21 protein-coding genes, 2 tRNA genes, 2 rRNA genes and 1 riboswitch (1 of these 26 running past the window's edge) are annotated in these 22,101 nt (G+C 46.9%); of the genes, 15 read left to right on the top strand and 10 right to left on the bottom strand.

What is annotated here, in order from left to right:
- Positions 1-34 precede the first annotated feature (34 nt).
- Positions 35-817 carry a class I SAM-dependent methyltransferase gene (locus tag NYE36_RS02990; RefSeq protein WP_094032162.1) on the top strand — a complete coding sequence of 261 codons (783 nt, stop codon included), beginning with the start codon at positions 35-37 and terminating at the stop codon, positions 815-817.
- A gap of 47 nt (positions 818-864) precedes the next feature.
- On the opposite strand, the gene NYE36_RS02995 is transcribed toward NYE36_RS02990, so the two are convergent.
- Positions 865-1,923, bottom strand: coding sequence for a tartrate dehydrogenase (locus NYE36_RS02995; RefSeq protein ID WP_094032161.1), 1,059 nt, complete (start codon positions 1,921-1,923; stop codon positions 865-867).
- Between the two features lie 182 nt (positions 1,924-2,105).
- On the opposite strand from NYE36_RS02995, the gene NYE36_RS03000 reads away from it, so the two are divergent.
- Together NYE36_RS03000 and NYE36_RS03005 are read left to right on the top strand one after the other, a co-directional pair.
- A complete protein-coding gene (locus tag NYE36_RS03000) occupies positions 2,106-2,792 on the top strand; it encodes a GntR family transcriptional regulator (protein WP_094032160.1) in 687 nt (228 codons plus the stop codon).
- 141 nt (positions 2,793-2,933) lie between these two features.
- A complete protein-coding gene (locus tag NYE36_RS03005) occupies positions 2,934-4,127 on the top strand; it encodes a macrolide family glycosyltransferase (RefSeq protein WP_094032159.1) in 1,194 nt (397 codons plus the stop codon).
- A gap of 57 nt (positions 4,128-4,184) precedes the next feature.
- Here the strand turns inward: NYE36_RS03005 and NYE36_RS03010 are convergent, their stop codons facing one another.
- On the bottom strand, positions 4,185-4,439 hold the full coding sequence (locus tag NYE36_RS03010; protein WP_007409304.1) for a hypothetical protein: 255 nt from the start codon (positions 4,437-4,439) through the stop codon (positions 4,185-4,187).
- A 230-nt stretch (positions 4,440-4,669) separates the two neighbouring features.
- Between NYE36_RS03010 and NYE36_RS03015 the strand changes: the two genes are divergently transcribed.
- On the top strand, positions 4,670-4,939 hold the full coding sequence (locus NYE36_RS03015; RefSeq protein WP_007409303.1) for a hypothetical protein: 270 nt from the start codon (positions 4,670-4,672) through the stop codon (positions 4,937-4,939).
- A gap of 136 nt (positions 4,940-5,075) precedes the next feature.
- Entirely contained in the window at positions 5,076-6,434 is a 1,359-nt protein-coding gene (locus NYE36_RS03020) for a serine hydrolase (RefSeq protein ID WP_061581829.1), read from the top strand.
- Between the two features lie 52 nt (positions 6,435-6,486).
- Here NYE36_RS03020 and NYE36_RS03025 read toward each other — a convergent pair whose 3' ends face one another.
- Positions 6,487-6,660 (bottom strand): hypothetical protein, encoded by a 174-nt coding sequence (locus NYE36_RS03025; RefSeq protein WP_007409301.1) that lies wholly within the window; start codon positions 6,658-6,660, stop codon positions 6,487-6,489.
- 196 nt (positions 6,661-6,856) lie between these two features.
- Here NYE36_RS03025 and NYE36_RS03030 point away from each other — a divergent pair, with 196 nt between their 5' ends.
- Positions 6,857-7,423 (top strand): YdhK family protein, encoded by a 567-nt coding sequence (locus NYE36_RS03030; protein WP_014417056.1) that lies wholly within the window; start codon positions 6,857-6,859, stop codon positions 7,421-7,423.
- A 51-nt stretch (positions 7,424-7,474) separates the two neighbouring features.
- Here NYE36_RS03030 and NYE36_RS03035 read toward each other — a convergent pair whose 3' ends face one another.
- Positions 7,475-8,635, bottom strand: a complete 1,161-nt coding sequence (locus NYE36_RS03035; RefSeq protein ID WP_007409299.1) for an MFS transporter — start codon at positions 8,633-8,635, stop codon at positions 7,475-7,477.
- Positions 8,636-8,689: 54 nt separating this feature from the next.
- Positions 8,690-8,789, bottom strand: a riboswitch (purine riboswitch).
- Between the two features lie 177 nt (positions 8,790-8,966).
- Between NYE36_RS03035 and NYE36_RS03040 the strand changes: the two genes are divergently transcribed.
- The 3 genes from NYE36_RS03040 (at position 8,967) to NYE36_RS03050 (ending at position 11,695) form a co-directional block, all read left to right on the top strand.
- Positions 8,967-9,683 (top strand): GntR family transcriptional regulator, encoded by a 717-nt coding sequence (locus NYE36_RS03040; RefSeq protein WP_007409298.1) that lies wholly within the window; start codon positions 8,967-8,969, stop codon positions 9,681-9,683.
- Positions 9,684-9,804: 121 nt separating this feature from the next.
- Complete coding sequence (locus NYE36_RS03045; RefSeq protein WP_031378597.1) at positions 9,805-10,491, top strand: FadR/GntR family transcriptional regulator; 687 nt, start codon at positions 9,805-9,807, stop codon at positions 10,489-10,491.
- Positions 10,481-11,695, top strand: coding sequence for an MFS transporter (locus NYE36_RS03050; protein ID WP_047935377.1), 1,215 nt, complete (start codon positions 10,481-10,483; stop codon positions 11,693-11,695). Before NYE36_RS03045 ends, NYE36_RS03050 begins: the two co-directional genes overlap by 11 nt.
- A gap of 61 nt (positions 11,696-11,756) precedes the next feature.
- On the opposite strand, the gene NYE36_RS03055 is transcribed toward NYE36_RS03050, so the two are convergent.
- From NYE36_RS03055 to NYE36_RS03080, 6 genes are all read right to left on the bottom strand, one after another.
- A complete protein-coding gene (locus tag NYE36_RS03055) occupies positions 11,757-12,071 on the bottom strand; it encodes a multidrug efflux SMR transporter (protein ID WP_003156024.1) in 315 nt (104 codons plus the stop codon).
- Positions 12,071-12,400, bottom strand: a complete 330-nt coding sequence (locus tag NYE36_RS03060; protein ID WP_003156023.1) for a multidrug efflux SMR transporter — start codon at positions 12,398-12,400, stop codon at positions 12,071-12,073. The genes NYE36_RS03055 and NYE36_RS03060 overlap by 1 nt, the downstream gene beginning before the upstream one ends.
- A gap of 72 nt (positions 12,401-12,472) precedes the next feature.
- Positions 12,473-13,054, bottom strand: coding sequence for a TetR family transcriptional regulator (locus tag NYE36_RS03065; protein WP_007409294.1), 582 nt, complete (start codon positions 13,052-13,054; stop codon positions 12,473-12,475).
- Positions 13,055-13,170: 116 nt separating this feature from the next.
- Entirely contained in the window at positions 13,171-14,733 is a 1,563-nt protein-coding gene (locus NYE36_RS03070) for an APC family permease (RefSeq protein WP_015239284.1), read from the bottom strand.
- Between the two features lie 236 nt (positions 14,734-14,969).
- On the bottom strand, positions 14,970-15,824 hold the full coding sequence (locus NYE36_RS03075) for a manganese catalase family protein (protein WP_047935379.1): 855 nt from the start codon (positions 15,822-15,824) through the stop codon (positions 14,970-14,972).
- Positions 15,825-15,935: 111 nt separating this feature from the next.
- A complete protein-coding gene (locus tag NYE36_RS03080) occupies positions 15,936-16,403 on the bottom strand; it encodes an SRPBCC domain-containing protein (protein WP_020955414.1) in 468 nt (155 codons plus the stop codon).
- Between the two features lie 127 nt (positions 16,404-16,530).
- Between NYE36_RS03080 and NYE36_RS03085 the strand changes: the two genes are divergently transcribed.
- From NYE36_RS03085 to NYE36_RS03110, 6 genes are all read left to right on the top strand, one after another.
- Entirely contained in the window at positions 16,531-17,532 is a 1,002-nt protein-coding gene (locus NYE36_RS03085) for an acryloyl-CoA reductase (RefSeq protein WP_007409291.1), read from the top strand.
- 428 nt (positions 17,533-17,960) lie between these two features.
- A complete protein-coding gene (locus NYE36_RS03090; protein ID WP_094032157.1) occupies positions 17,961-19,379 on the top strand; it encodes a sugar porter family MFS transporter in 1,419 nt (472 codons plus the stop codon).
- 302 nt (positions 19,380-19,681) lie between these two features.
- Positions 19,682-19,758: transfer RNA gene (locus NYE36_RS03095), tRNA-Arg, on the top strand.
- Between the two features lie 8 nt (positions 19,759-19,766).
- Positions 19,767-19,840 (top strand) — tRNA-Gly (locus NYE36_RS03100).
- Between the two features lie 98 nt (positions 19,841-19,938).
- A 16S ribosomal RNA gene (locus NYE36_RS03105) occupies positions 19,939-21,488 on the top strand.
- A 175-nt stretch (positions 21,489-21,663) separates the two neighbouring features.
- Positions 21,664-22,101 (top strand): 23S ribosomal RNA (locus tag NYE36_RS03110); it runs 2,492 nt beyond the window's last position.
- The 16S and 23S rRNA genes sit together here with 2 tRNA genes alongside, the layout of an rRNA operon.

Genomic DNA, 22,101 nt, shown 5'->3' on the forward strand with positions numbered 1-22,101 from the left:
GCAGCAAGCAGAAAGAAAAGGGGGCCCGAGTATAATGGAGGATTCAATTAAACAGCAGGCGCAGCGGCAATTTGCCAAAAACGCCGCGAAATATGTGACTAGTCCAGGACACGCCGCAGGAGAGGATTTGGCGTATCTCGTTTCAGCTTCCGGTGCCGAAAAGCATATGGACGTGCTGGATATCGCGACGGGAGGCGGACATACGGCTAACGCTCTCGCTCCTCTCGTACGCTCTGTTATCGCCTATGACCTCACGGAAGAAATGTTAGCAGCCGCTGAAGCATTTATAACCGGAAACGGATGGACGAACGTGTCATTCGAAAAAGGCGATGCTGAAAAGATGCCGTTTTCCGATGCTGCTTTCGATATCGTCACATGCAGAATCGCGGCGCATCATTTTCCCGATGTCAGAGCCTTTGTTCATGAAGCGTTTCGGATTGTCAAACCGGGCGGCAGACTGCTTCTCATTGATAATACCGCACCTGAAAAGGATGAATATGACCATTTTTATAATGACATTGAAAAGAAACGGGATCAGAGCCACTTTCGGGCGTGGAAAAAAACAGAATGGCTCCGTTTTCTGGAGACAGCCGGCTTCCGGATTGAATCCGCTGTCTGCTTTTTGAAACCATTTCAATTTACCGTCTGGTGTGAACGGGCAGGCCTGACTGAAGAGAAAGCCGCATTACTGGAAAAACAGATGCTGGATGCTCCTCATGATATACAGCGGTTTTTTTCTGTAGAAAAGGATCAATCAGGCCGTATTGCGGGCTTCACAGGTGAATCGGCCTGTTTCTGCGCGATCCGTCCCGTCTGAGACGAAAAAAACCGCTGTGCAGTTTTTCTGCCCGCGGTTTTTTCGTATTATCTGTACTTGATTTGGGAAATAATAGCGGAAGTGACATCTTCCGTTGAATGTTTTCCGCCGACATCAGGAGTCAGAATGCCGCTGTTTGTGACCGTTTCAATAGATTGTAAGAGGAGATGGCCCAGTTCCTCTTCTCCGAATGAATCGAGCATTAATTTCGCCGTCCATATTTGGCCTATAGGATTGGCAATTCCTTTTCCGACAATATCCGGGGCGGAGCCGTGAACAGGCTCAAACATGGAAGGATATTTGCCGTTTACATTGATGTTGGCTGCGGGAGCGATTCCGATGCTTCCCATAATCGCCGCACCGATATCTGTCAGCACATCTCCGAACAGATTCGAAGCGACAATGACATCAAAGCGTTCCGGCTGCGTGACAAAGAAGGCCGCCAGTGCATCGATGTGCTGGGAATCCGTCTCAATCCCGGCGTACTCACGGCTGACCTCTTTAAAGATGTCATCCCAGAACGGCATCGAGTGAACAATACCGTTTGATTTCGTCGCGCTTGTGACGTGTTTCCGCCGACTTTCCGCCAGTTCGAAAGCATACCGCATCACTCTTTCCGTACCCCGGCGGGAAAAGACCGCGTTTTGTATGGCGATTTCGTCCTCACCCTGATAGATTCTGCCGCCGACAGAGCTGTACTCGCCCTCACTGTTTTCGCGGACGACTATCAGATCAAAATCCTTCGGGTTAACGAGGGGGGAAGTGATTCCCGGCAGGAGCTTCGCCGGCCGCACATTAATCACCTGTTCAAATTCCCGGCGTATCTTGATGAGCAGCCCCCACAGCGAAACATGATCGGGGACGAGTTTTTGATTCCCCACCGCCCCCAAAAACAAAGCATCAAAGTGCTGTAACCTTTCTAATCCATCATCCGGCATCATAGTCCCGTGCTCCAAATAATACTCGCAGCTCCACGGAAAAGAAGTGAAATCAAAGGCAATGCCTCCATGTAATTCGGCAATCGCATTCAACACCCGCTCCGCTTGAGGGACTGTTTCTTTCCCCACACCGTCCCCCGGTATGCTGGCAATCTTGTATGTTTTCATGTTTCCGTCACCTCTGAATGAATTGTTTTCGGTTTACGGCAGACCGTCGACCGTCGTTCATTATAATTCCATATTACGCCACCTCCGATATGCTGACAAGCTCGGGAATGTTGCTTCCATAGATAAACTGTTATATGATCTTGGTAACAATAAGGCCTAAATTGTATGAAGAGGTAGGAAAGATGGATAATTTTAAATTAGATAAGCCAATCCCGTATTATCTGCAATTTTATTCCCAATTGAAAAAAATGATATTTGACGGGATTTTTAAACCGGGTGAACGGCTGAATGAGACTCAGCTGGCCAAGGATTTCGGAGTCAGCCGGTCGCCGGTCAGAGAAGCCATGCGGCTCCTTGAAAAGGACGGGCTTCTGACGGCAGACGATCGAAACGGCTTTGTCATTTATTCTTTGTCCGTTAAGGATGTTGAAGAGATTTATAAAATCAGAATGTCACTTGAATCACTGGCAGTCGAACTGGTAATTGATGAAGCGGCTGAGAGTGAAATTGACCTCATTGAAAAACAGCTGCGGGAGACGGAAGAAGCCATCAATAAAGGCGTCAAAGAGACTGAGATTATTTCCTTGAACGAGACGTTTCATCAGCTCCTTGTGGAATTCAGCCATAACAGCCGGCTGGCCATGCTGCTTGAGCATGTCAATGTGCTGATTCATTTTTGCAGAGTTCTTAATTTTAAAGGCGATGAACGTGCGGAGGTTATTCTGCATGAGCACCGAAAAATCTTTGAAGAAATAAAAAAGGGCGACAAAACAAAAGCCGTGCAATATATGACGGAGCATCTCAAGCATGATGAAGAACATCTGAAAGGCGTGCTGAGAGCGGAAGAAACAGACGAATCATCACGATAGACAAGGGGAAAAGCCTTGTCTTTTTTTTGCCGATGTCATCGAACCGTCATAAAGACCTGACGGATGTTCCTTGCATGATTTTTTCCGCGTCATTTATGATGGATATGGAAGAGACGCAAAAAAGGCAAAGGAGTTTGAAAAATGGCGAAACATATTCTGATGATCAATTTTCCTGCAGAAGGACACGTAAACCCGACATTGGGTATGACAAAGGCCTTCAGCGAACGGGGCGATCACGTTCATTATATCTCAACGGAAAAATACAAAAGCAGACTGGAAGGAGTAGGGGCGAAAGTTCATCTTCACAGCGATCTGCTCAGAATGACACCTATTGATCCCGGCAGTCCGTCCGGCATACTTGCATTTTTAAAGGTTCATATCAAAACGTCACTGGAGATTTTACATATTGTGCAGCGGCTGGCAGAGGACATTCAATTCGACGCCGTCTATTATGATAAATTCGGTGCGGGAGAGCTGGTGCGGGATTATCTCAACATTCCCGGCATCTCTTCTTCAGCGTCCTTCCTGTTCAATGAAGACCGTCTGAAAATACTGCCGCTCCACCCGGAATCGGGCGTGCCGTTTCAGCCGGACAGGGAATGTGAAGAGCTGTTGGCCGAGATGAAAGACAAATACGGTGTCGCCCCTGACAGCATGGTTCAATTTATGAACAACACAGGTGAATTGAACGTCGTCTATACAAGCAGATATTTTCAGCCTGAAAGTGAGACATTCGGAGATGAGTATTTATTTATCGGTCCGAGTTTTCCGAAGAGAAAAGGGCGCGTCGACTTCCCGATTGACGCATTAAAGAATGAAAAAGTCATTTATATCTCAATGGGAACGGTGCTCGGGGACACGGAAGCGTTTTTCAATCTGTGCATAGACGCGTTCTCAGATTTTGAAGGAAAAGTAGTCATTGCCGCCGGGGAAAAAGCCGATCTGTCGAAAATCAAACAGGCGCCGGAAAACTTTATCATCGCCCCGTACGTGCCGCAGCTTGAAGTGCTGGAGCAGGCCGACGTGTTTGTCACGCATGGCGGAATGAACAGTGTAAATGAAGGCATTCATTATCAAGTGCCGCTGGTCGTCATCCCGCACGATAAAGACCAGCCGATGGTTGCGCGCCGCCTGACTGAATTGGATGCAGGCTATACCGTGCAAAAAGATGAAGTAAGCGCTGAAAAGGTAAGGCTTGCAGCGGAAGAAGTGCTGCATAACGGAAAATACAAACAAGGCATTCAAGCCATTAATGAAAGCTTTAGAGAATGTACGGACATGAAGAATGTCCTTGCCCGGATCGACCGGTTTATTGAACAAAAACATGCTCAATAATACATGGAAAAAGCCTGTTTCCTCTGTCAAAGGGAAACAGGCTTTTTATAATGGCTTTTAGATGATGTGATGTTCTGCATTTGCAAGTTTCACAAGAGTCAAAAGAGATTCTGCCTCACGTGCGTCGAGTGTTTTTGCCAGACGGTCTTTTTCAAAGATCTGCTGGCCGAAGACATTCACTGACGCCTGGTCAACCGCCGTGTGCCAGTTCTTTTGTGAATGATTCTCAGAAAAAGAGAAAACGAACACGGTGAAGACCGCTATAAGCATCGCCATGACCCAAAATTTTTGCCGATTTCCTGCTGCTGACATAGGCCGCCTCCTAAACATTTTACTGGTATTAGATCATATATGAGCTGTTTTTAACAGAGTAAAGAAGTCATTATTTCATGTAGTCCAAATGAAACGGAGCACAGCCGAAAGCCCGCCGGTCAGGCCGATGAGCCAATTCATATTTTGTTCATATTTTATTAAAAGTTTATCCAAACCTGTCCTTTACAGTAGATCTAACACAAAATGCTGCTGAAAGGAGCCTTTAAAAAATGCATATTCATATGATCAACAAAAACCAGTTTGAGAGTGACTTGGAGGCGGCCGGCTTCAGCCGTCAGGCAGATGATATTATCGGCAAAATGAAAGAGTACGTAACGGAATACGCGGCTTCATCCGAACGGTTCCTGATTGAAATTCAAACCGTCATGAACGAATACAAAGCCGTCGTCTGTGCGATGTTTTCGACCATGGAAATTGCCGGTGCAAATAAAGACGAGAAGCATGTTGAATTCGAAGCCTGCACAGTATTGTGTGAATAAAAGACATTCATCAAACCTCCGCGGCTGCCTGAACGGCAGTATACTGACTGGTGTTCAGGAAAGGGGAAATATTGAAACTTCTAAAGCGGCCGTTCGTATAAAAGAGTAAATCAGCTTGTGTATGGAGGTTCGTGAAATGAACGATAAGAAAAAACAAGCGTTTGAACAGCTTTTCAGCACTTTAGACGAAAGACATGAAATAAACGGCGCTGTATTGGCAGCGGAAAACGGCCGCATCTTATACCAGGGTTCATTCGGCGCTGCAGAACTGAAAACAAAGAGGATGCTGAATGACCAATCGGTCTTTGAATTGGCCTCAGTATCGAAGCCGTTTACAGCTTTGGGCGTTATCATTTTAGAGCAGCAAGGGAAGCTGTGTTATGACGATATGATAGAGCGGTGGCTTCCTGATTTTCCTTATCCGGGCATTACCATTCGGCATTTACTCCATCATACGTCAGGATTGCCGGACTATATGGAGTTGTTCTTAACACATTGGGACCGGGACAGAATTGCCGTTAATCAAGATGTGATCAATATGCTCAAGCAGCATAAGCCGGATGCTTATTTCCCGCCGGGCAAGGAGTGGCTTTACAGTAATACGGGGTATGTGGTGTTAGCGGTTATTATAGAAATTGTATCAGGCATGAGTTTTGCTGAATTTATGAAACAAGCCGTATTTCATCCGCTTCGTATGCACGATACGCGGATTTATAACAGAAGGCTGAGTAAAGAAAACATTCCGAACTATGCATATGGCTATGTGTATGATGTTCATTCCGGAGAATATGTGCTGCCGGATGAACTTGAGGAAACTGATTATGTCGTCTTTCTTGACGGAATTCAAGGTGACGGAACCGTTAACTCCGCTATTAGAGATTTATATCTGTTTGATCAGGCTCTTTATACGGAAGAAATCATCGGCAAAGAGTCTAAAGATCAAGCGTTTACACCGGGCTATTGGAATGAAGAAGAGCAATTCGGATACGGATTTGGCTGGATGATTCAAAACAGCCCCCAAAAAGGGAAGGTTATCAGTCACGACGGAGGCTGGCCGGGCTATTCAACTCTGATGATCCGGTATATTGACCAGAATAAAACATTGATTTATCTCAGCAATATGGAACAATCGTATCAATTTGAACAAGCTGTGATTGCCGCGGCTGTAAACATCTTATTTGATCAGCCATACGTGATTCCGAAACGTCCGGCAGATCAGAAAAAAGCAGATATCGATCCTGCGATTTACAGCAGATTTACCGGCAATTACTCATTTCAGGATGACACACATGCATCGGTGGCGGTAAAAGAAAACCGATTGTATCTTACAATAGACGGGCAGACTCCATTCGAATTATTCCCAATGACGGAAACCCGTTATTTTGTCAGGGCGCTGCCGCTTGAAATTGAATTTGCAGGTGATAAAGCACAAACAGCCCCGCATTTCGTTTTATATCAGGACGGCACAGAAGAAACGGCTGTGCGGATAGACTGAGTGACATGCAAAACAAAACCGCCGTCCTGAGAAGACGGCGGTAATAGAAAAGTCAAACCCCTTTGATGACGCGAAATTTTCTTTTCGGCTCTGACATAAATATAGAAGAAAAAATCATAGCTCCGAGCATTGTGATGTATTCCATATAAAGCGAAACTTCTGCCAAAACCAACCCCGCAATCATTAAAACAGCGCCCAATACCACCGCAAAAACCTTCGTTTTCATGATGAGTTCCCCCTATTATCTGATAATTGAATTATACTGCATCTCCATTAATGTGTACATTTTGTGAACAATTTCACCTGATGAAAGGCAATAAAGAGAGATTTGAAGAATTAGGAGAAATGACAGGCCATCTTTTTGTTTTACTGAAGAAACGAAAGGGAAAGTGAAAAATCAAAAAGGCAAAGGAGTTCTTGAAATGAAAGCGAGACTATTTTTATTCAGCATGTTTCTCCTGATCCCCGTTCTGGCGCTTGCCGGATGCAACAGCCAATCTTCAGGAGGAAGCGAAAAAGCGAAAGACAAAGAAACGCACTCTCACGAAGACATGAATCACTCAGGTTCATCCGAGGTGCCGAAAGGTTTAAAGAAGGCCGAAAATCCGACTTATAAAGTCGGCAGTGACGTTATGATTTTAGCTTCTCATATGAAAGGCATGAAAAATGCGCAAGGAACCGTAAAAGGTGCTTATGATACAACGGTTTACAGTGTATCTTACACTCCGGAAACGGGAGGAAAGCGCGTCGAAGATCATAAATGGGTCATTCAGGAAGAGCTGAAGGGCGCCGGTAATAAAACGTTAAAACCGGGTGACAAGGCCGTGATCGAGGCATCCCATATGAAAGGCATGAAGGGCGCCGAAGCCGTTATTGATTCAGCCAAAAAGACAACCGTTTATATGGTCGACTATACACCGACTGACGGCGGCCAAAAAGTAACCAATCATAAATGGGTGACAGAAGACGAGCTTGCTGCCGCAAAATAAAAAGACCGCAAAAGCCGAAGGAACTCCTTTGGCTTTTTTGCGGTCTCACATTTATGCGGATTTTCTTTTCAAAGCGGGTCTCGTTAAAGAGAATACAGCTAACGCGACAGCGATAATGACAATCAAACCGCCGCACCAGGCTGTTGCTGTGACAGAACCGGTTTGTCCGATCACGCCGCCGCCGATGGCTGACCCGAGCGCGATGCCGATCTGCAAAGCGGACGTGTTGAAGCTTTGCTGAATATCGGAAGACTCAGGCGCAATTTTGATTAAATAGCTTTGCTGCGCCGGCGCAAGGCTCCAGCTGAGCAATCCCCAGATCACCATCGCAGGCAGGAAAATGATTAAAGAAACCGTTGTCAGCGGAAGAATAAACAGAATCAGAGCGAAAGAAACGGTCACAAGCATGATGCTTTTAAATGCTCCTAAACGGTCATACAGCCACCCTCCGAACGGGCCGCCGCATACCGCTGACAGACCGAACAAAAAGTAGCATACACTGACCCAAACGGAACTCAAATGAAGCGTTCTTTCCAAAAAAGGCGCAAAGTAGGCATAGAGTGTGTAATGCCCCGCCAATGTAAACAAGGTGACAAGATGTGCGCTGGCAATTTTGGCGGTCCCGATCGTCTTGATCTGCTCACGAAACGGAATCATTTTTTCAGCAGGTATTTTTTCAAAAAAGACGCTGATAATCAGCATGGAAACGAGAGATAATACGCCGATTCCCAAGAACAGAACGCGCCATCCGAAGGCATTGCTGATGATAATGCCGACAGGCACGCCTAAAGCGATTGCGGAGCTGAACCCCATGAAAATGATGCCGATCGCCCGCGCTCTGTATTCAGGCGCCACGATTTTAGGAGCAATCGTTAAAGAAAGGACGACAATCAGCCCTGTGCTCATGGAAGCGAGAACCCGTGACACCATAAGTACGGCGAAATTGGGACTGAAATAAGCCACCAGATTACTTAGGAAGAAAATAAACAGTGCGATTAAATAAAGCCGCTTTCGTTCAGCCTTTGCCGTCACCGCCAAAAGCAGCGGGCCGGATACCGCGTAACCGAGCGCAAACACGCTGATCAGCTGCCCCGCGCTGACGATGGATATATCTAAGTCGGAAGCGATTTGCGGAAGAATACCGCCCACAATTAATTCAACCAATCCGACTGCGATGGTAGATGCTGCAAGCAGAAATACTTTGAAATTCATGTACAGATACTCCTTTTTTTATTTTTTAGAAAATAAAAAATCCTGATTACAAAAAGTGTACGGGACAATTTTTGTAATCAGGATTTTACGGTTCCTGGTAGACACCCTCAAACCATATCATTGAGGTTATACAATGTATGCAATATTCGGTTGTGTCCGTTACTGCAAAAAATTCTACCATAATAGTGAGGGAGATTCCATAGAAAATTCGAGGAAATCCTTTCAATTTCAATATCGGCGGCTGTAACGTCATTGATGAAGCAGGGAAAAAAATTTATGATAACCGTAAGGAGTCTATACAGATCAAACATTATACAGCCGGAGGAAACCGATGAATAAGTACGAAAAAATCGCCAACGAAATGAGAAAGAGGATTAAAAGCAGTGTATATGACATAGATCAGCCGATCCCGGATGAAAAGACGCTCGCTGCGGAGTTCGGGTGCAGCCGGATGACGATGAAGCGGGCGCTTGATACACTTGCGGCTGAAGGAATGCTTTTCAGAAAAAGAGGGCACGGCACGTTTATCATTCAATCAGCCATGCAGGATGAGCACGTTCACGTAGTCAGCAACGAAATTCTCGGCCTGAGCAATTTGTTAAAAGGAAAAAATATCAAGAGCAAGGTCATCCGGTTTGAAGTGCAGTTTCCGTCTCAAGATGTCGCCGCACATTTGGCCATTGATGAAAAGACTCCCGTCTATTATGTAGTGAGGCTCAGAATTGTTGAAGGCGAACCGTACGTTCTTGAAAAAACGTACATGCCGGCGAGCCTTATACCCGGCATTAATGACGAGGTGCTCAACCATTCCATCTACGATCATATTACGCGGGAACTCCAGCTCAAAATCGCAGGCTCACACAGAAAAATCAGAGCGTGCAAGTCGGATGATATGGATCAGCAATATCTCGGCTGCCGGCCGGATGATCCGATACTTGAAGTCGAGCATGTAGGCTTTTTGGACAACGGCACTCCCTTTGAATATTCATTTTCCCGCCACCGTCATGACAAGTTTGTCGTGACCTCAGTCAATATAAAACGTTCATAAAAGCGCCGAAGAGTGAGAGAAAAACTCACTCTTTTTTTGTTGCCGCTGATTTACATCTTCGCTTCTTTTATGTTATATTACCCAATGATAGAATCATCCTACAAATTTCAGAGGTGTTTTGATGGAGATATCCAAAACAAGCAGACTGTCGCTCGTAGAACAAGTGGTGACGCAAATTGAATCGTTAATTCAATCGGATAAATGGCCGGTCGGGACGCGCATTCCCCCTGAGCTGGATTTAATGAAGCAATTTGATGTGAGCCGAAACACATTGCGTGAGGCCATTCGGGCGCTCGTACATGCCGGCCTGCTTCAGACAAGGCAGGGGAGCGGTACGTATGTCAGCTCATCCAGTGTTCTCGGCGCGGCATTTTACCGCCATATTAAAAAATCAAATTTGCTTGAAACATTAGAAGTCAGATACGCACTCGAAAGAGAAGCTGCACGATTGGCGGCGGAAAGGCGTAATGACGAAGACCTGAAAGCACTGAAGGTGTGCTTGGATGAATGTGAAGCGGCCTTGCAAAATGAAGATCGAAAACGGTATGCCGAGGCTGACATTAAACTGCACAAAACCATTGTACAGGCGGCCCATAACAACATGCTTTCTGATCTATACGAGCATATGACGGAGGCGCTTTGTGCGTCAGTCCATAACCTGTTGGAAATCACCCCTGCTATACGGATCCACACCCAGCTTGCCGCCGCGATTATCGGACAGAAACCGGATCAGGCCATGGAGGCCGTCAACCAATACATCACAGTATTTAAAGATACAATACACATGGAGGATGAACATGAAAATTAAAGACGAACATCAAATTCTGCAAGCAAGTCAGCGTAAAAAACTGATATTGCTGGTCATCGGAGTCATATTGATAGGGGCCAACCTCAGAGCGCCTCTGACATCGGTCGGGCCGCTCGTTTCCTCAATTCGGGACAGCCTCGGCATGACCAATGCGGCTGCCGGCACCATTACGACAGTGCCGCTTTTGGCCTTTGCATGTCTGTCGCCGTTTGTTCCTTTATTGTCCCGGCGCTTCGGGACCGAGATTGTGTTACTGTCATCATTAATTGTCCTGACAGCCGGAACTCTGCTGCGCTCCATCGCCGGAATCGGCACTCTCTTTTTCGGAACGATCCTGTTGGGATTGTCGATCGCCGTATGCAACGTCCTGCTGCCGAGTCTCATTAAACATAAGTTTCCCGGAAATTTAGGCATCATGACCGGCGTCTACTCGGTTTCTATGAATCTGTGCGGCGCGATTGCATCCGGCATCAGCGTGCCGATCGCCTCTTCAGCGGGGTTAGGCTGGAAAGGCGCGCTCGGCTGCTGGGCTATCCTTTCTTTCATTGCGTTTGTCATGTGGATTCCGCAAATGCGAGGACGCGAACTGCCCGTCCGCACGACTGGGACAAACGGAGAGAAGAAAAGCAGTCTGCTGCGGTCTCCGCTAGCTTGGAAGGTGACGATGTTCATGGGGCTGCAATCCCTTATTTTTTACACCGTCATCGCTTGGCTGCCGGAAATTCTTCAGCAGAATGGACTCAGCTCAAGTAAGGCGGGATGGATGCTTTCATTAATGCAATTCTCAGTCCTGCCGATTACTTTTATCGTGCCGATCGCTGCCGCTAAAATGAAAAATCAGCGCTCACTCGCCGGACTGACAGCTTTATTTTTCCTTATCGGCATTGCCGGCGTTCTTTTCGGAAGCCCGGCTCTCACTCCGCTATGGGTCATTTTGATCGGAATTGCGGGAGGATGTGCGTTCAGCTTGGCGATGATGTTCTTCAGCCTGCGGACCCGGCATGTTCATGAAGCCGCGGCGCTTTCCGGCATGGCTCAGTCATTCGGATACCTGCTTGCCGCGTTCGGGCCGCTCGTATTCGGTTTGCTGCATGACATCACGCACGGCTGGACGGTTCCGTTATTCATGCTGATCGCAGTCTCCGTACTGATCTTCATTTTCGGAGTCGGAGCGGGAAAAGCGGAACAGATCAAAACAGCATAAAAAAACAAAGGGCCCGCTTAAGGGTCCTTTGTTTTTTTATTTAAAAAGCTGTCTCAGGCCGTCACGCTGTCAGTTTTAAGCCGATGACACCGATGAGGATAAGCCCCAGAGACACCAATTGTGACAGATTGAATTTTTCTTTAAACCAAAGTATGCCCACGGCCGAAACGCCGATGCTTCCCATGCCGGTCCAAGCGGCATACGCGACACCTGTGGGAAGAACCTGCATCGCTCCGGAAAGGCAAAAGAATGAAAGCATAAAGCCTGTTACCATGACAATCAGCGGCCACTTTTTTTTAAAACCGTCAATATGTTTCATGGCAACGGCCGCTACAACTTCCTCCGCTCCGGCAATAAATAACAGCAGCCATGCCATTAATGTTCACCCCTTGTTTCAGTTTCTTTCGTAAATACCTTCATTCCTAAAATGCCGGACAACAGCAAAGCCAAAAAGAATATTTGCCCGATTGAAAACGATTCGCCTAAAATGACGCCCGTTACATATGTGCCGACGGTGCCTATTCCGACAAAAACGGTATATGCGGCAGCCATCGGAATTTTTTTATAAGAGCGGATCAGCATCAGAAAGCTGACGGCAATCAGAAGGAAAATACCAATCCAATCAAAGAGCGAATCCGCATGCTTCAGGGCGGACGCCCAAACTACTTCTAACAGTCCGGCTATCAATACAAGCAGCCAATACATGATACAGTCACCTCAGTTATGAATGAATGTCAGTCATTTTTACGGCGGTCAAAAATGATCGGTCTCCGCCAATCATTTCTGCAAGCTTCTTTTGAGAAAGCTGAATATTTCTTTTTTATATACTTCGAGATCGACATCCTGTTCACAGCCGATATAAAACCGTTCAGCCGCGTTCTCGACAACGTTGATAATTGTTCTGGCCGTCCATCTGACATGAATGCCGCTGTGGACCTCACCCTGTTCAATGGCCGTATTGATCACGCCTTCCAGCCAGGAATAATAAGGCTGATAAATGGCTTCCCATTTCTCCATCGAATGATCGATGGCAAGACCGGAATAACAGAGAACGATAATATCTTTATGAAGCCGGGTGATGTGAAATGTCTCATCTACCAAAATGTCCAGCAACGTCCAAAAATCTTCAGAACCGTCCGTTTTCCCTTTTATTCTGTCCAGCGTAGTGTCGAGCAGGTTTTCTGCAATCGCGGATATCAGTGCGTTTTTAGAAGAAAAATATAAGTAAAACGTACCTTGGGCCGTTCCGGCTTTTTTGACGATTTCTGAAATGGATGCTTTGTCTAATCCTTTTTCAGAAATGACTTCAATCGCGGCTTGCAGGATCTTTTCGTATTTTCCCGAGCTTTGTTTTGCCAATAGAGGGGTTCCTCCTTTTATGAATGACTGTCATTCATTTTATCGCATGTTCGCTTTTTTGTCATCCCTTAAAATAAAAATACCGGAAAGAAGACCATACTTCTTTCCGGTATTCGTCATTTATCACTGTCGATCATAGCCTTCGGCAGTCCCGTATATTTTGCCCAGTAATAAATACCGAGCGAACCGATGGCGATCAGAATCAGGTCAAGCGGATTGCTGATAATGCCCAATCCGTGGCCGAACGAGCCGAGATAGGAGAAAATCAGCATCATGACATAAAAGCCGACGATCCACCATGCTGATTTCAGCTGCTGCCGTATGCTGACATCATCTTTGGGAGCATATTTACTGAAACAGAGATAGATCAGAAACATGACAATTTGAGAACCGAGAAGCCAGGATACGGTGCGCCATCCGGACCAATATACAATATAAGAGGTAAAAATAAACGACAGCGGCCCGATGATGCTCATCCCTTTTAAATAAAACGGTCTGTTAATATTCTTCGCGTTGACTCTCAGCGCCGCAGAAGAAATCGGCGCAATCGCATAAGACAGAATCAATGCGACGGAGCATACGTTGACAAGAGCGTTCCAAGAAGGGAACGGAAGCGTCCAAAAAACAGCCAGACCGAACGAAAGCCAAAGGGAGGCACGCGGTGTCCCGGTTTCTTTATTGACTTTAGAAAAAATGCTGAATAATGTTCCGTTTCTGGCCCAGGCATAGACGAGACGTGAAGTCGTATTCATAAAGATATTTCCGTTACCGCCCGGTGATAAAATCGCATCTAAAATGACCAATGTCGCCAGCCACCCCAAACCGAGCAAAACGGCGATATCTTTGAACGGAAGGGAGAATTCAGTCCCGATAGCCGGCCATCCGTGCTTCAGGGTATCCGCCGGGATCGCCCCGATAAAAGTGAGCTGCAGCACGGTGTAAATAATAGTAGACACGATAATACAGACAATCAATGCGATCGGAATGTTCCGCTTGGGGTTCTGCACTTCACTCGCGACAGCCACAATCGGATGCAGCCCAAGATATGCAAACATGACGCCGCCTGTGGAAATCGCGGCCTGAATTCCGGTGAAACCAAAAGGCGAGAATCCGTGAACGGTCATATTGCCCGGGTGAAAATGAAAAATCAGTACCACAATTACCGTAATCGGTACGACATATTTAAAAATCGAAATAATGAAGTTTGCTTTCGCAAAGGTTTTGACACTCCAGTAATTGAGGAGGAAGAACAGGCAGAGCAGCGCAAATTGCAATATCCACCCGGCAATTGTCGGAGAATCGGAGCCTTTTACGGTCAAACCGGGAAACCAATACGCCACGTATTGGCGGACTGCCGTGACTTCTATAGAAATAAGGCTCGTGTATGCCACAATGGTGACAAAGGAAATTAAATATCCGACGAGGTGTCCGTGTGAATATACGGGATACCGGATAATTCCCCCGGTCCGCGGCAGCGCGGCGCCCAGTTCCGCATAAACCAAGCCGATCAATAAGATGATTCCCCCGCCGATCAGCCAGGAAAAAACGCCTGATGGGCCCGCTTTAGAGGCGACGTTACTGACGGCAAACAGCCATGCCGAACCGAATATGGCTCCCATGCCGATTAAAATAAGATCAAAAAGTGACATAGTTTTCTGGAAGTTTCCTTGCTTAGACATTCGCTGCCTCCTTAGAAAAGACATTGTTCTCTTTACATAATTCCCATTATCATTCAAACATACCCAGCGGCCGGCTGGAAAATTAGGACAACTTTCGAAACGAAGTATGTACAGCAATGTGCTCACATTATAATAACGGCCGTATGGCAAGATCTCCCGGCTTATATTCCCCGTTTTAATCACATTCAAACCTCATATTCAGAAAAACAAAAAACGCCCGAAACAGGCGTTTTTTGTTACAAGTTCATATCTTTCAGTCCGGGGCTGTGCTCATTCGGAAGTTCAGGAAGTTCCGGCACGGGGAAACCTTTAGGAGGCTCGGACACACTTAATTCGCCGCCGTTTCGGCTCGGCGTCGTTCCCTGCAGAATTTCTCCGATCCGTGTCGGATCCAGTCTGAAATTAAATTGGGTATTATGATAACCCATCTCAACGAATTTCCGGCATTCCGGGTATTTTTCAATATCATAATTCGGCACGGGAAATAATTTGCCCCAATCGACACCCAGTGTTTCCAACGCTTTTGTAAATGCATTTTGATGGGCGTTGTCACGGACGATCAGAAAACCGAGTGTTTCTCTGAACGTCTGATTTGAACTCATTTCATAAATGCGTGTCTTTTGCAGCACGCCGGTTGATTCCAGCACGACATTGTCCAATAAATCGGAAATCAGATTCCCGTGGTTGTATACCCAAGACCCGTTCCATGGATTGCCGCCGGCGTCTACAGGAAGAGAACTTTGCGCTCCGATGATAAAATGGTGCGGATTGGCGTGTTTAACTGCTTCGTCAAGCGGCGCCTGATCTGCCGCCTGATTTCCGGGGCCCTCAGCGCCGCTTTCGTCGAGCAGCGCATTAATCGTATGCTGGACAAGCTCAACGTGTGCGATCTCTTCTAAAAATACACCGCGAAGCAGGTCACGGAACTGTTTTTCTTTTCCTCTGAAATTAGAGCTTTGGAAAAAGTATTGCATCATCGTCCGCATTTCTCCGTAGTGCCCGCCTAAAATTTCCTGAAGCACCTTGGCCGCGGCCGGGTCCGGCTTGTCCGGTTTAATGATATTGATCAGCTCTTCTTTGTAATAATACATAAACAGCGCCCCCTGAAAGAAGTTTTCGGTTCTTCTGTTAGTGTCTTTGCAAAGTCAGTTTTTATGTATCGGCATCAAAAAAAGGACGGGAAGCGTGTCCGTCCTTTTGTGTTAAGCCTCAACCGCCCCGCGAAGTTTCGTGTTGACAAGCCCGTTCCATCCTTGATCCATCGTACTGTGAATCTCGGAGCTTTTCCGATTGACTTTATTGATGACGGCTTCCGGCTCTTTCCATCCGCCGTGAATGAGAGTGAATTCCGTATCTCCGCTTTCCGTTTCCTTTAAGACAAAAGAAACGATCCAGCCTTCCGTATCCCACGAAAAAGAAAGGCGGTACGGCGCTTCAATATCCAGCAGCTTGCACGGAGACGGACCGAACGGAGATTCCAGCTGAAACTCACTGTCTTCTTGAGGTGTGAAATCATTCGGCATAAACCAGAGAGACAGGCCGTCCGCAGTGGAGACCGTATCCCAGACAACTTGTATCGGCGCCTTGAAAACGGCGGTATGAATAATGTCCGGTAATGGCTGATTGCTGCTGTTGTTGTTTTTGTTATCTTTGTTTTGTTTATCAGACATGATGCGTAACCACTCTTTCGCTGTTTTTACTTTTGATCATACTACACGGGGCAGGACATTTGAAAACAAATCAAACTTATTTTATGCTTTTCCAAAGCCATTCAATTCATTTTAAGGAGACGTAGTGATGACAGATCAATTTAAAGCGTTAGTAGTCGATCAACGTGAAGACCGGTTTTCAGTCAGCGTACGGGAGCTGGCGGTTCAGGACCTTCCCGAGGGTGAAGTGCTGATTAAGGTTTGCTACTCAGGGGTGAATTATAAAGACAGCTTGGCTGCCATTCCTGACGGCAAGATCGTAACGTCGTACCCTTTCGTGCCGGGAATTGATTTAGCAGGAATCGTCGTTTCCTCAGATGACGCCCGTTTCAAAGAGGGGGATAAAGTCATTGCGACAAGCTACGGCATAGGTGTTTCCCGCTTTGGCGGTTATAGCGGGATGGCCCGCATTCCGGCAGATTGGATCGTGCCGCTGCCTGAAGGTCTGACACTTAAAGAAGCCATGACGATCGGAACCGCCGGCTTCACTGCCGCATTGTCCGTCCAGCGTCTTGAAGAAAACCATGCCGCTCCTGAAAAAGGGAAGGTGCTGGTGACAGGAGCGACAGGCGGCGTCGGAAGCTTTGCCGTCTCCATTCTTTCAACCTTAGGTTACGAGGTCGAGGCCAGTACGGGAAAAGAAGACGAAAGCGGCTATTTGAAGAGCCTCGGAGCAAAGACGGTCATTCACCGTGACGAAGTGTATAACGGCACGTTAAAACCGATGCAAAAACAAAAATGGGCAGCGGCCGTCGATCCGGTCGGAGGTGAGCCGCTTGCTTCAGTTCTCAGCCAGATTCAGTACGGCGGATCAGTTGCTGTGAGCGGACTGACAGCGGGAACGAAACTCCCGGCTACAGTCTTTCCGTTTATATTGCGCGGCGTCAGTCTCTTGGGAATCGATTCCGTATTCTGTCCGATGGAGACAAGAAAGAAAACATGGCAGCGTTTAGCTGATGACTTCAAGCCTGCAGATCTGGAGGCCTTTATTCAAAAGGAAATTACACTTGAAGAGCTGCCGGATACGCTTCCTGCTCTTTTAAAAGGAGAAGCGAGAGGAAGAACGATCGTTACAATAAACGAAGAATAAATCAAAAACCCCCAACTGCTGATTGGGGGTTTTCAATATATGATCAATTAATTATCAAAAAGAGATTAACTATTGATCGTATAGTGAAAATGAGTTGATTAAAAACATAAATTGGTTACATATAGGTAATATAAAGGTAAGTTATAAAATTTTCTGAAATATTCATTGACTGAAAGCGCTTTTAAAATTATGATAATAACATAAATGCCAATAATATCATTATAACTTTACTACAAAGTAACTATAAAATAACAATTTGACGAGAGGGGAGAGTGGATAATCACTATAAATGATAACGCTTTCGGATTATTTTCTTCTTATATAACTGTTTTGTACGGTCAGAACTTGTATGCAGACGTTATGGGTGCAAATATTGATAACTGAATATTCTGATATTATCTCTATGTAAAAACTAGGAGGATTTGAAGATGAATAAAAATAGCAGCCAGCATTCATTTTTGAGAACCATCATTTTAATATCGACGTTCGGGGGTCTACTTTTCGGCTACGATACAGGTGTAATTAATGGGGCGCTGCCGTTTATGGCGGAAGCTGACCAGCTTAATCTTACCGCTTTGACTGAAGGGATGGTGGCGAGCTCCCTGCTCTTGGGGGCTGCGATCGGAGCAGTTTTCGGAGGGAGATTGTCGGACTATAACGGCAGACGTAAAAATATCCTTATCCTTGCCGTTTTGTTCTTTGCAGCGACGCTTGGATGTACACTGGCGCCTAACGTATCTGTTATGGTCATCTCCCGTTTTCTGCTGGGGCTTGCCGTCGGGGGAGCATCCGTAACCGTTCCGGCGTATTTGGCTGAAATGTCGCCGGCGGAAAGCCGAGGGAGAATGGTTACCCAAAATGAATTGATGATTGTAACGGGCCAGCTGCTTGCCTTTATGTGTAATGCTATTATCGGCAATGTGCTTGGTGATACCTCTCACGCCTGGCGTTATATGCTCGTTATCGCGGCTCTTCCTGCGGTATTCTTGTTTTTCGGTATGCTGAAAGTTCCTGAAAGTCCGCGCTGGCTGGTTTCTAAAGGAAGAAAAGAAGATGCTCTGCACGTTCTCCGGCGAATAAGGAATGAAGAGAAAGCGAAGTCTGAGCTCGCTGAGATTGAATCTGCCTTTCATAAGGAAGCTGAGATGGAGCAGGCCGCCTTTAAGGATCTTGCCGTTCCGTGGGTGCGCCGCATTGTGTTTGTCGGGATCGGAATTGCGGTAGTGCAGCAGCTCACCGGCGTGAATTCAATTATGTATTATGGAACTCAAATTTTAAAAGATGCCGGTTTCGAGACAAAAGCCGCATTAATCGGCAATATCGCTAACGGTGTGATTTCGGTGCTCGCAACTTTTGTAGGAATATGGCTTCTCGGCAAAGTCGGCCGCCGCCCGATGCTGATGACGGGGCTGATCGGAACGACTGCGGTGCTGCTTTTGATCGGAGTTCTGTCTGTCGTGCTGAAAGGATCGCCCGCTCTTCCTTATGTGGTTCTTTCATTAACAGTCACTTTCCTTGCGTTTCAGCAGGGGGCTGTCTCTCCGGTGACCTGGCTGATGCTGTCGGAGATATTCCCGCTTCGATTGCGGGGACTTGGTATGGGGGTCACTGTCTTCTGCCTCTGGATCGTGAACTTCCTTGTGGGTTTCACTTTTCCGGTCCTGCTCGCAAACATCGGATTGTCTGCAACCTTCTTCATTTTTGTCTTGTTAGGGATAGCGTCCGTTATATTTGTGAAAAGGTTCCTTCCGGAAACGAAAGGTCTGTCACTCGAACAGCTTGAACAAAACTTCCGTGCTTATGAAAAAACAGATCGTAATAGCGCGGAAGCCAAGGTGAGCGGGTAATCTGAATAGACGCGGGGTTCCTAGGAATCCTGCTTTTTTATTTATTATATAGAAGGGAATAACAAGTGAGAAAAAAGTTTCGTAAAAGTGTTGACCTAATTTAAAGTGCGTGGTATATTATTAAACGTCGCTGATGAACAAAGCGAAAACGACAAATGAGAAAATGATCTTTTAAAAAAAGACTTTACAAATTCTCAAAAGCGTGTATAATGAATGAGGTCGAGAAAAAGACTTCGAAAAGAAATAAAAAAACACTTGACATCATAACTGATTGGTAGTATGATAGTTAAGTCGCCTGATAAGCGCCCGTAGCTCAATTGGATAGAGCGTTTGACTACGGATCAAAAGGTTAGGGGTTCGACTCCTCTCGGGCGCGCCAATTCAAACGCGGGTGTAGTTTAGTGGTAAAACCTCAGCCTTCCAAGCTGATGTCGTGAGTTCGATTCTCATCACCCGCTCCATTATAATGATCTTTGAAAACTAAACAAGACAAAACGTACCTGTTAATTCAAAGTTTTAAATAAATCGCACAGCGATGTGCGTAGTCAGTCAAACTACTTTATCGGAGAGTTTGATCCTGGCTCAGGACGAACGCTGGCGGCGTGCCTAATACATGCAAGTCGAGCGGACAGATGGGAGCTTGCTCCCTGATGTTAGCGGCGGACGGGTGAGTAACACGTGGGTAACCTGCCTGTAAGACTGGGATAACTCCGGGAAACCGGGGCTAATACCGGATGGTTGTTTGAACCGCATGGTTCAGACATAAAAGGTGGCTTCGGCTACCACTTACAGATGGACCCGCGGCGCATTAGCTAGTTGGTGAGGTAACGGCTCACCAAGGCGACGATGCGTAGCCGACCTGAGAGGGTGATCGGCCACACTGGGACTGAGACACGGCCCAGACTCCTACGGGAGGCAGCAGTAGGGAATCTTCCGCAATGGACGAAAGTCTGACGGAGCAACGCCGCGTGAGTGATGAAGGTTTTCGGATCGTAAAGCTCTGTTGTTAGGGAAGAACAAGTGCCGTTCAAATAGGGCGGCACCTTGACGGTACCTAACCAGAAAGCCACGGCTAACTACGTGCCAGCAGCCGCGGTAATACGTAGGTGGCAAGCGTTGTCCGGAATTATTGGGCGTAAAGGGCTCGCAGGCGGTTTCTTAAGTCTGATGTGAAAGCCCCCGGCTCAACCGGGGAGGGTCATTGGAAACTGGGGAACTTGAGTGCAGAAGAGGAGAGTGGAATTCCACGTGTAGCGGTGAAATGCGTAGAGATGTGGAGGAACACCAGTGGCGAAGGCGACTCTCTGGTCTGTAACTGACGCTGAGGAGCGAAAGCGTGGGGAGCGAACAGGATTAGATACCCTGGTAGTCCACGCCGTAAACGATGAGTGCTAAGTGTTAGGGGGTTTCCGCCCCTTAGTGCTGCAGCTAACGCATTAAGCACTCCGCCTGGGGAGTACGGTCGCAAGACTGAAACTCAAAGGAATTGACGGGGGCCCGCACAAGCGGTGGAGCATGTGGTTTAATTCGAAGCAACGCGAAGAACCTTACCAGGTCTTGACATCCTCTGACAATCCTAGAGATAGGACGTCCCCTTCGGGGGCAGAGTGACAGGTGGTGCATGGTTGTCGTCAGCTCGTGTCGTGAGATGTTGGGTTAAGTCCCGCAACGAGCGCAACCCTTGATCTTAGTTGCCAGCATTCAGTTGGGCACTCTAAGGTGACTGCCGGTGACAAACCGGAGGAAGGTGGGGATGACGTCAAATCATCATGCCCCTTATGACCTGGGCTACACACGTGCTACAATGGACAGAACAAAGGGCAGCGAAACCGCGAGGTTAAGCCAATCCCACAAATCTGTTCTCAGTTCGGATCGCAGTCTGCAACTCGACTGCGTGAAGCTGGAATCGCTAGTAATCGCGGATCAGCATGCCGCGGTGAATACGTTCCCGGGCCTTGTACACACCGCCCGTCACACCACGAGAGTTTGTAACACCCGAAGTCGGTGAGGTAACCTTTATGGAGCCAGCCGCCGAAGGTGGGACAGATGATTGGGGTGAAGTCGTAACAAGGTAGCCGTATCGGAAGGTGCGGCTGGATCACCTCCTTTCTAAGGATTTTAACGGAATATAAGACCTTGGGTCTTATAAACAGAACGTTCCCTGTCTTGTTTAGTTTTGAAGGATCATTCGATTCTTCGAGATGTTGTTCTTTGAAAACTAGATAACAGAAGTAATTCACATTCAATTAGTAATGCAAGATATCACGTAGTGATTCTTTTTAACGGTTAAGTTAGAAAGGGCGCACGGTGGATGCCTTGGCACTAGGAGCCGATGAAGGACGGGACGAACACCGATATGCTTCGGGGAGCTGTAAGCAAGCTTTGATCCGGAGATTTCCGAATGGGGAAACCCACCACTCGTAATGGAGTGGTATCCATATCTGAATACATAGGATATGAGAAGGCAGACCCGGGGAACTGAAACATCTAAGTACCCGGAGGAAGAGAAAGCAAATGCGATTCCCTGAGTAGCGGCGAGCGAAACGGGACCAGCCCAAACCAAGAGGCTTGCCTCTTGGGGTTGTAGGACACTCTGTACGGAGTTACAAAGGAACGAGGTAGATGAAGAGGTCTGGAAAGGCCCGCCATAGGAGGTAACAGCCCTGTAGTCAAAACTTCGTTCTCTCCTGAGTGGATCCTGAGTACGGCGGAACACGTGAAA

It is taken from the genome of Bacillus sp. FSL R5-0593, from assembly GCF_038603755.1.
Classification (GTDB): domain Bacteria; phylum Bacillota; class Bacilli; order Bacillales; family Bacillaceae; genus Bacillus; species Bacillus velezensis.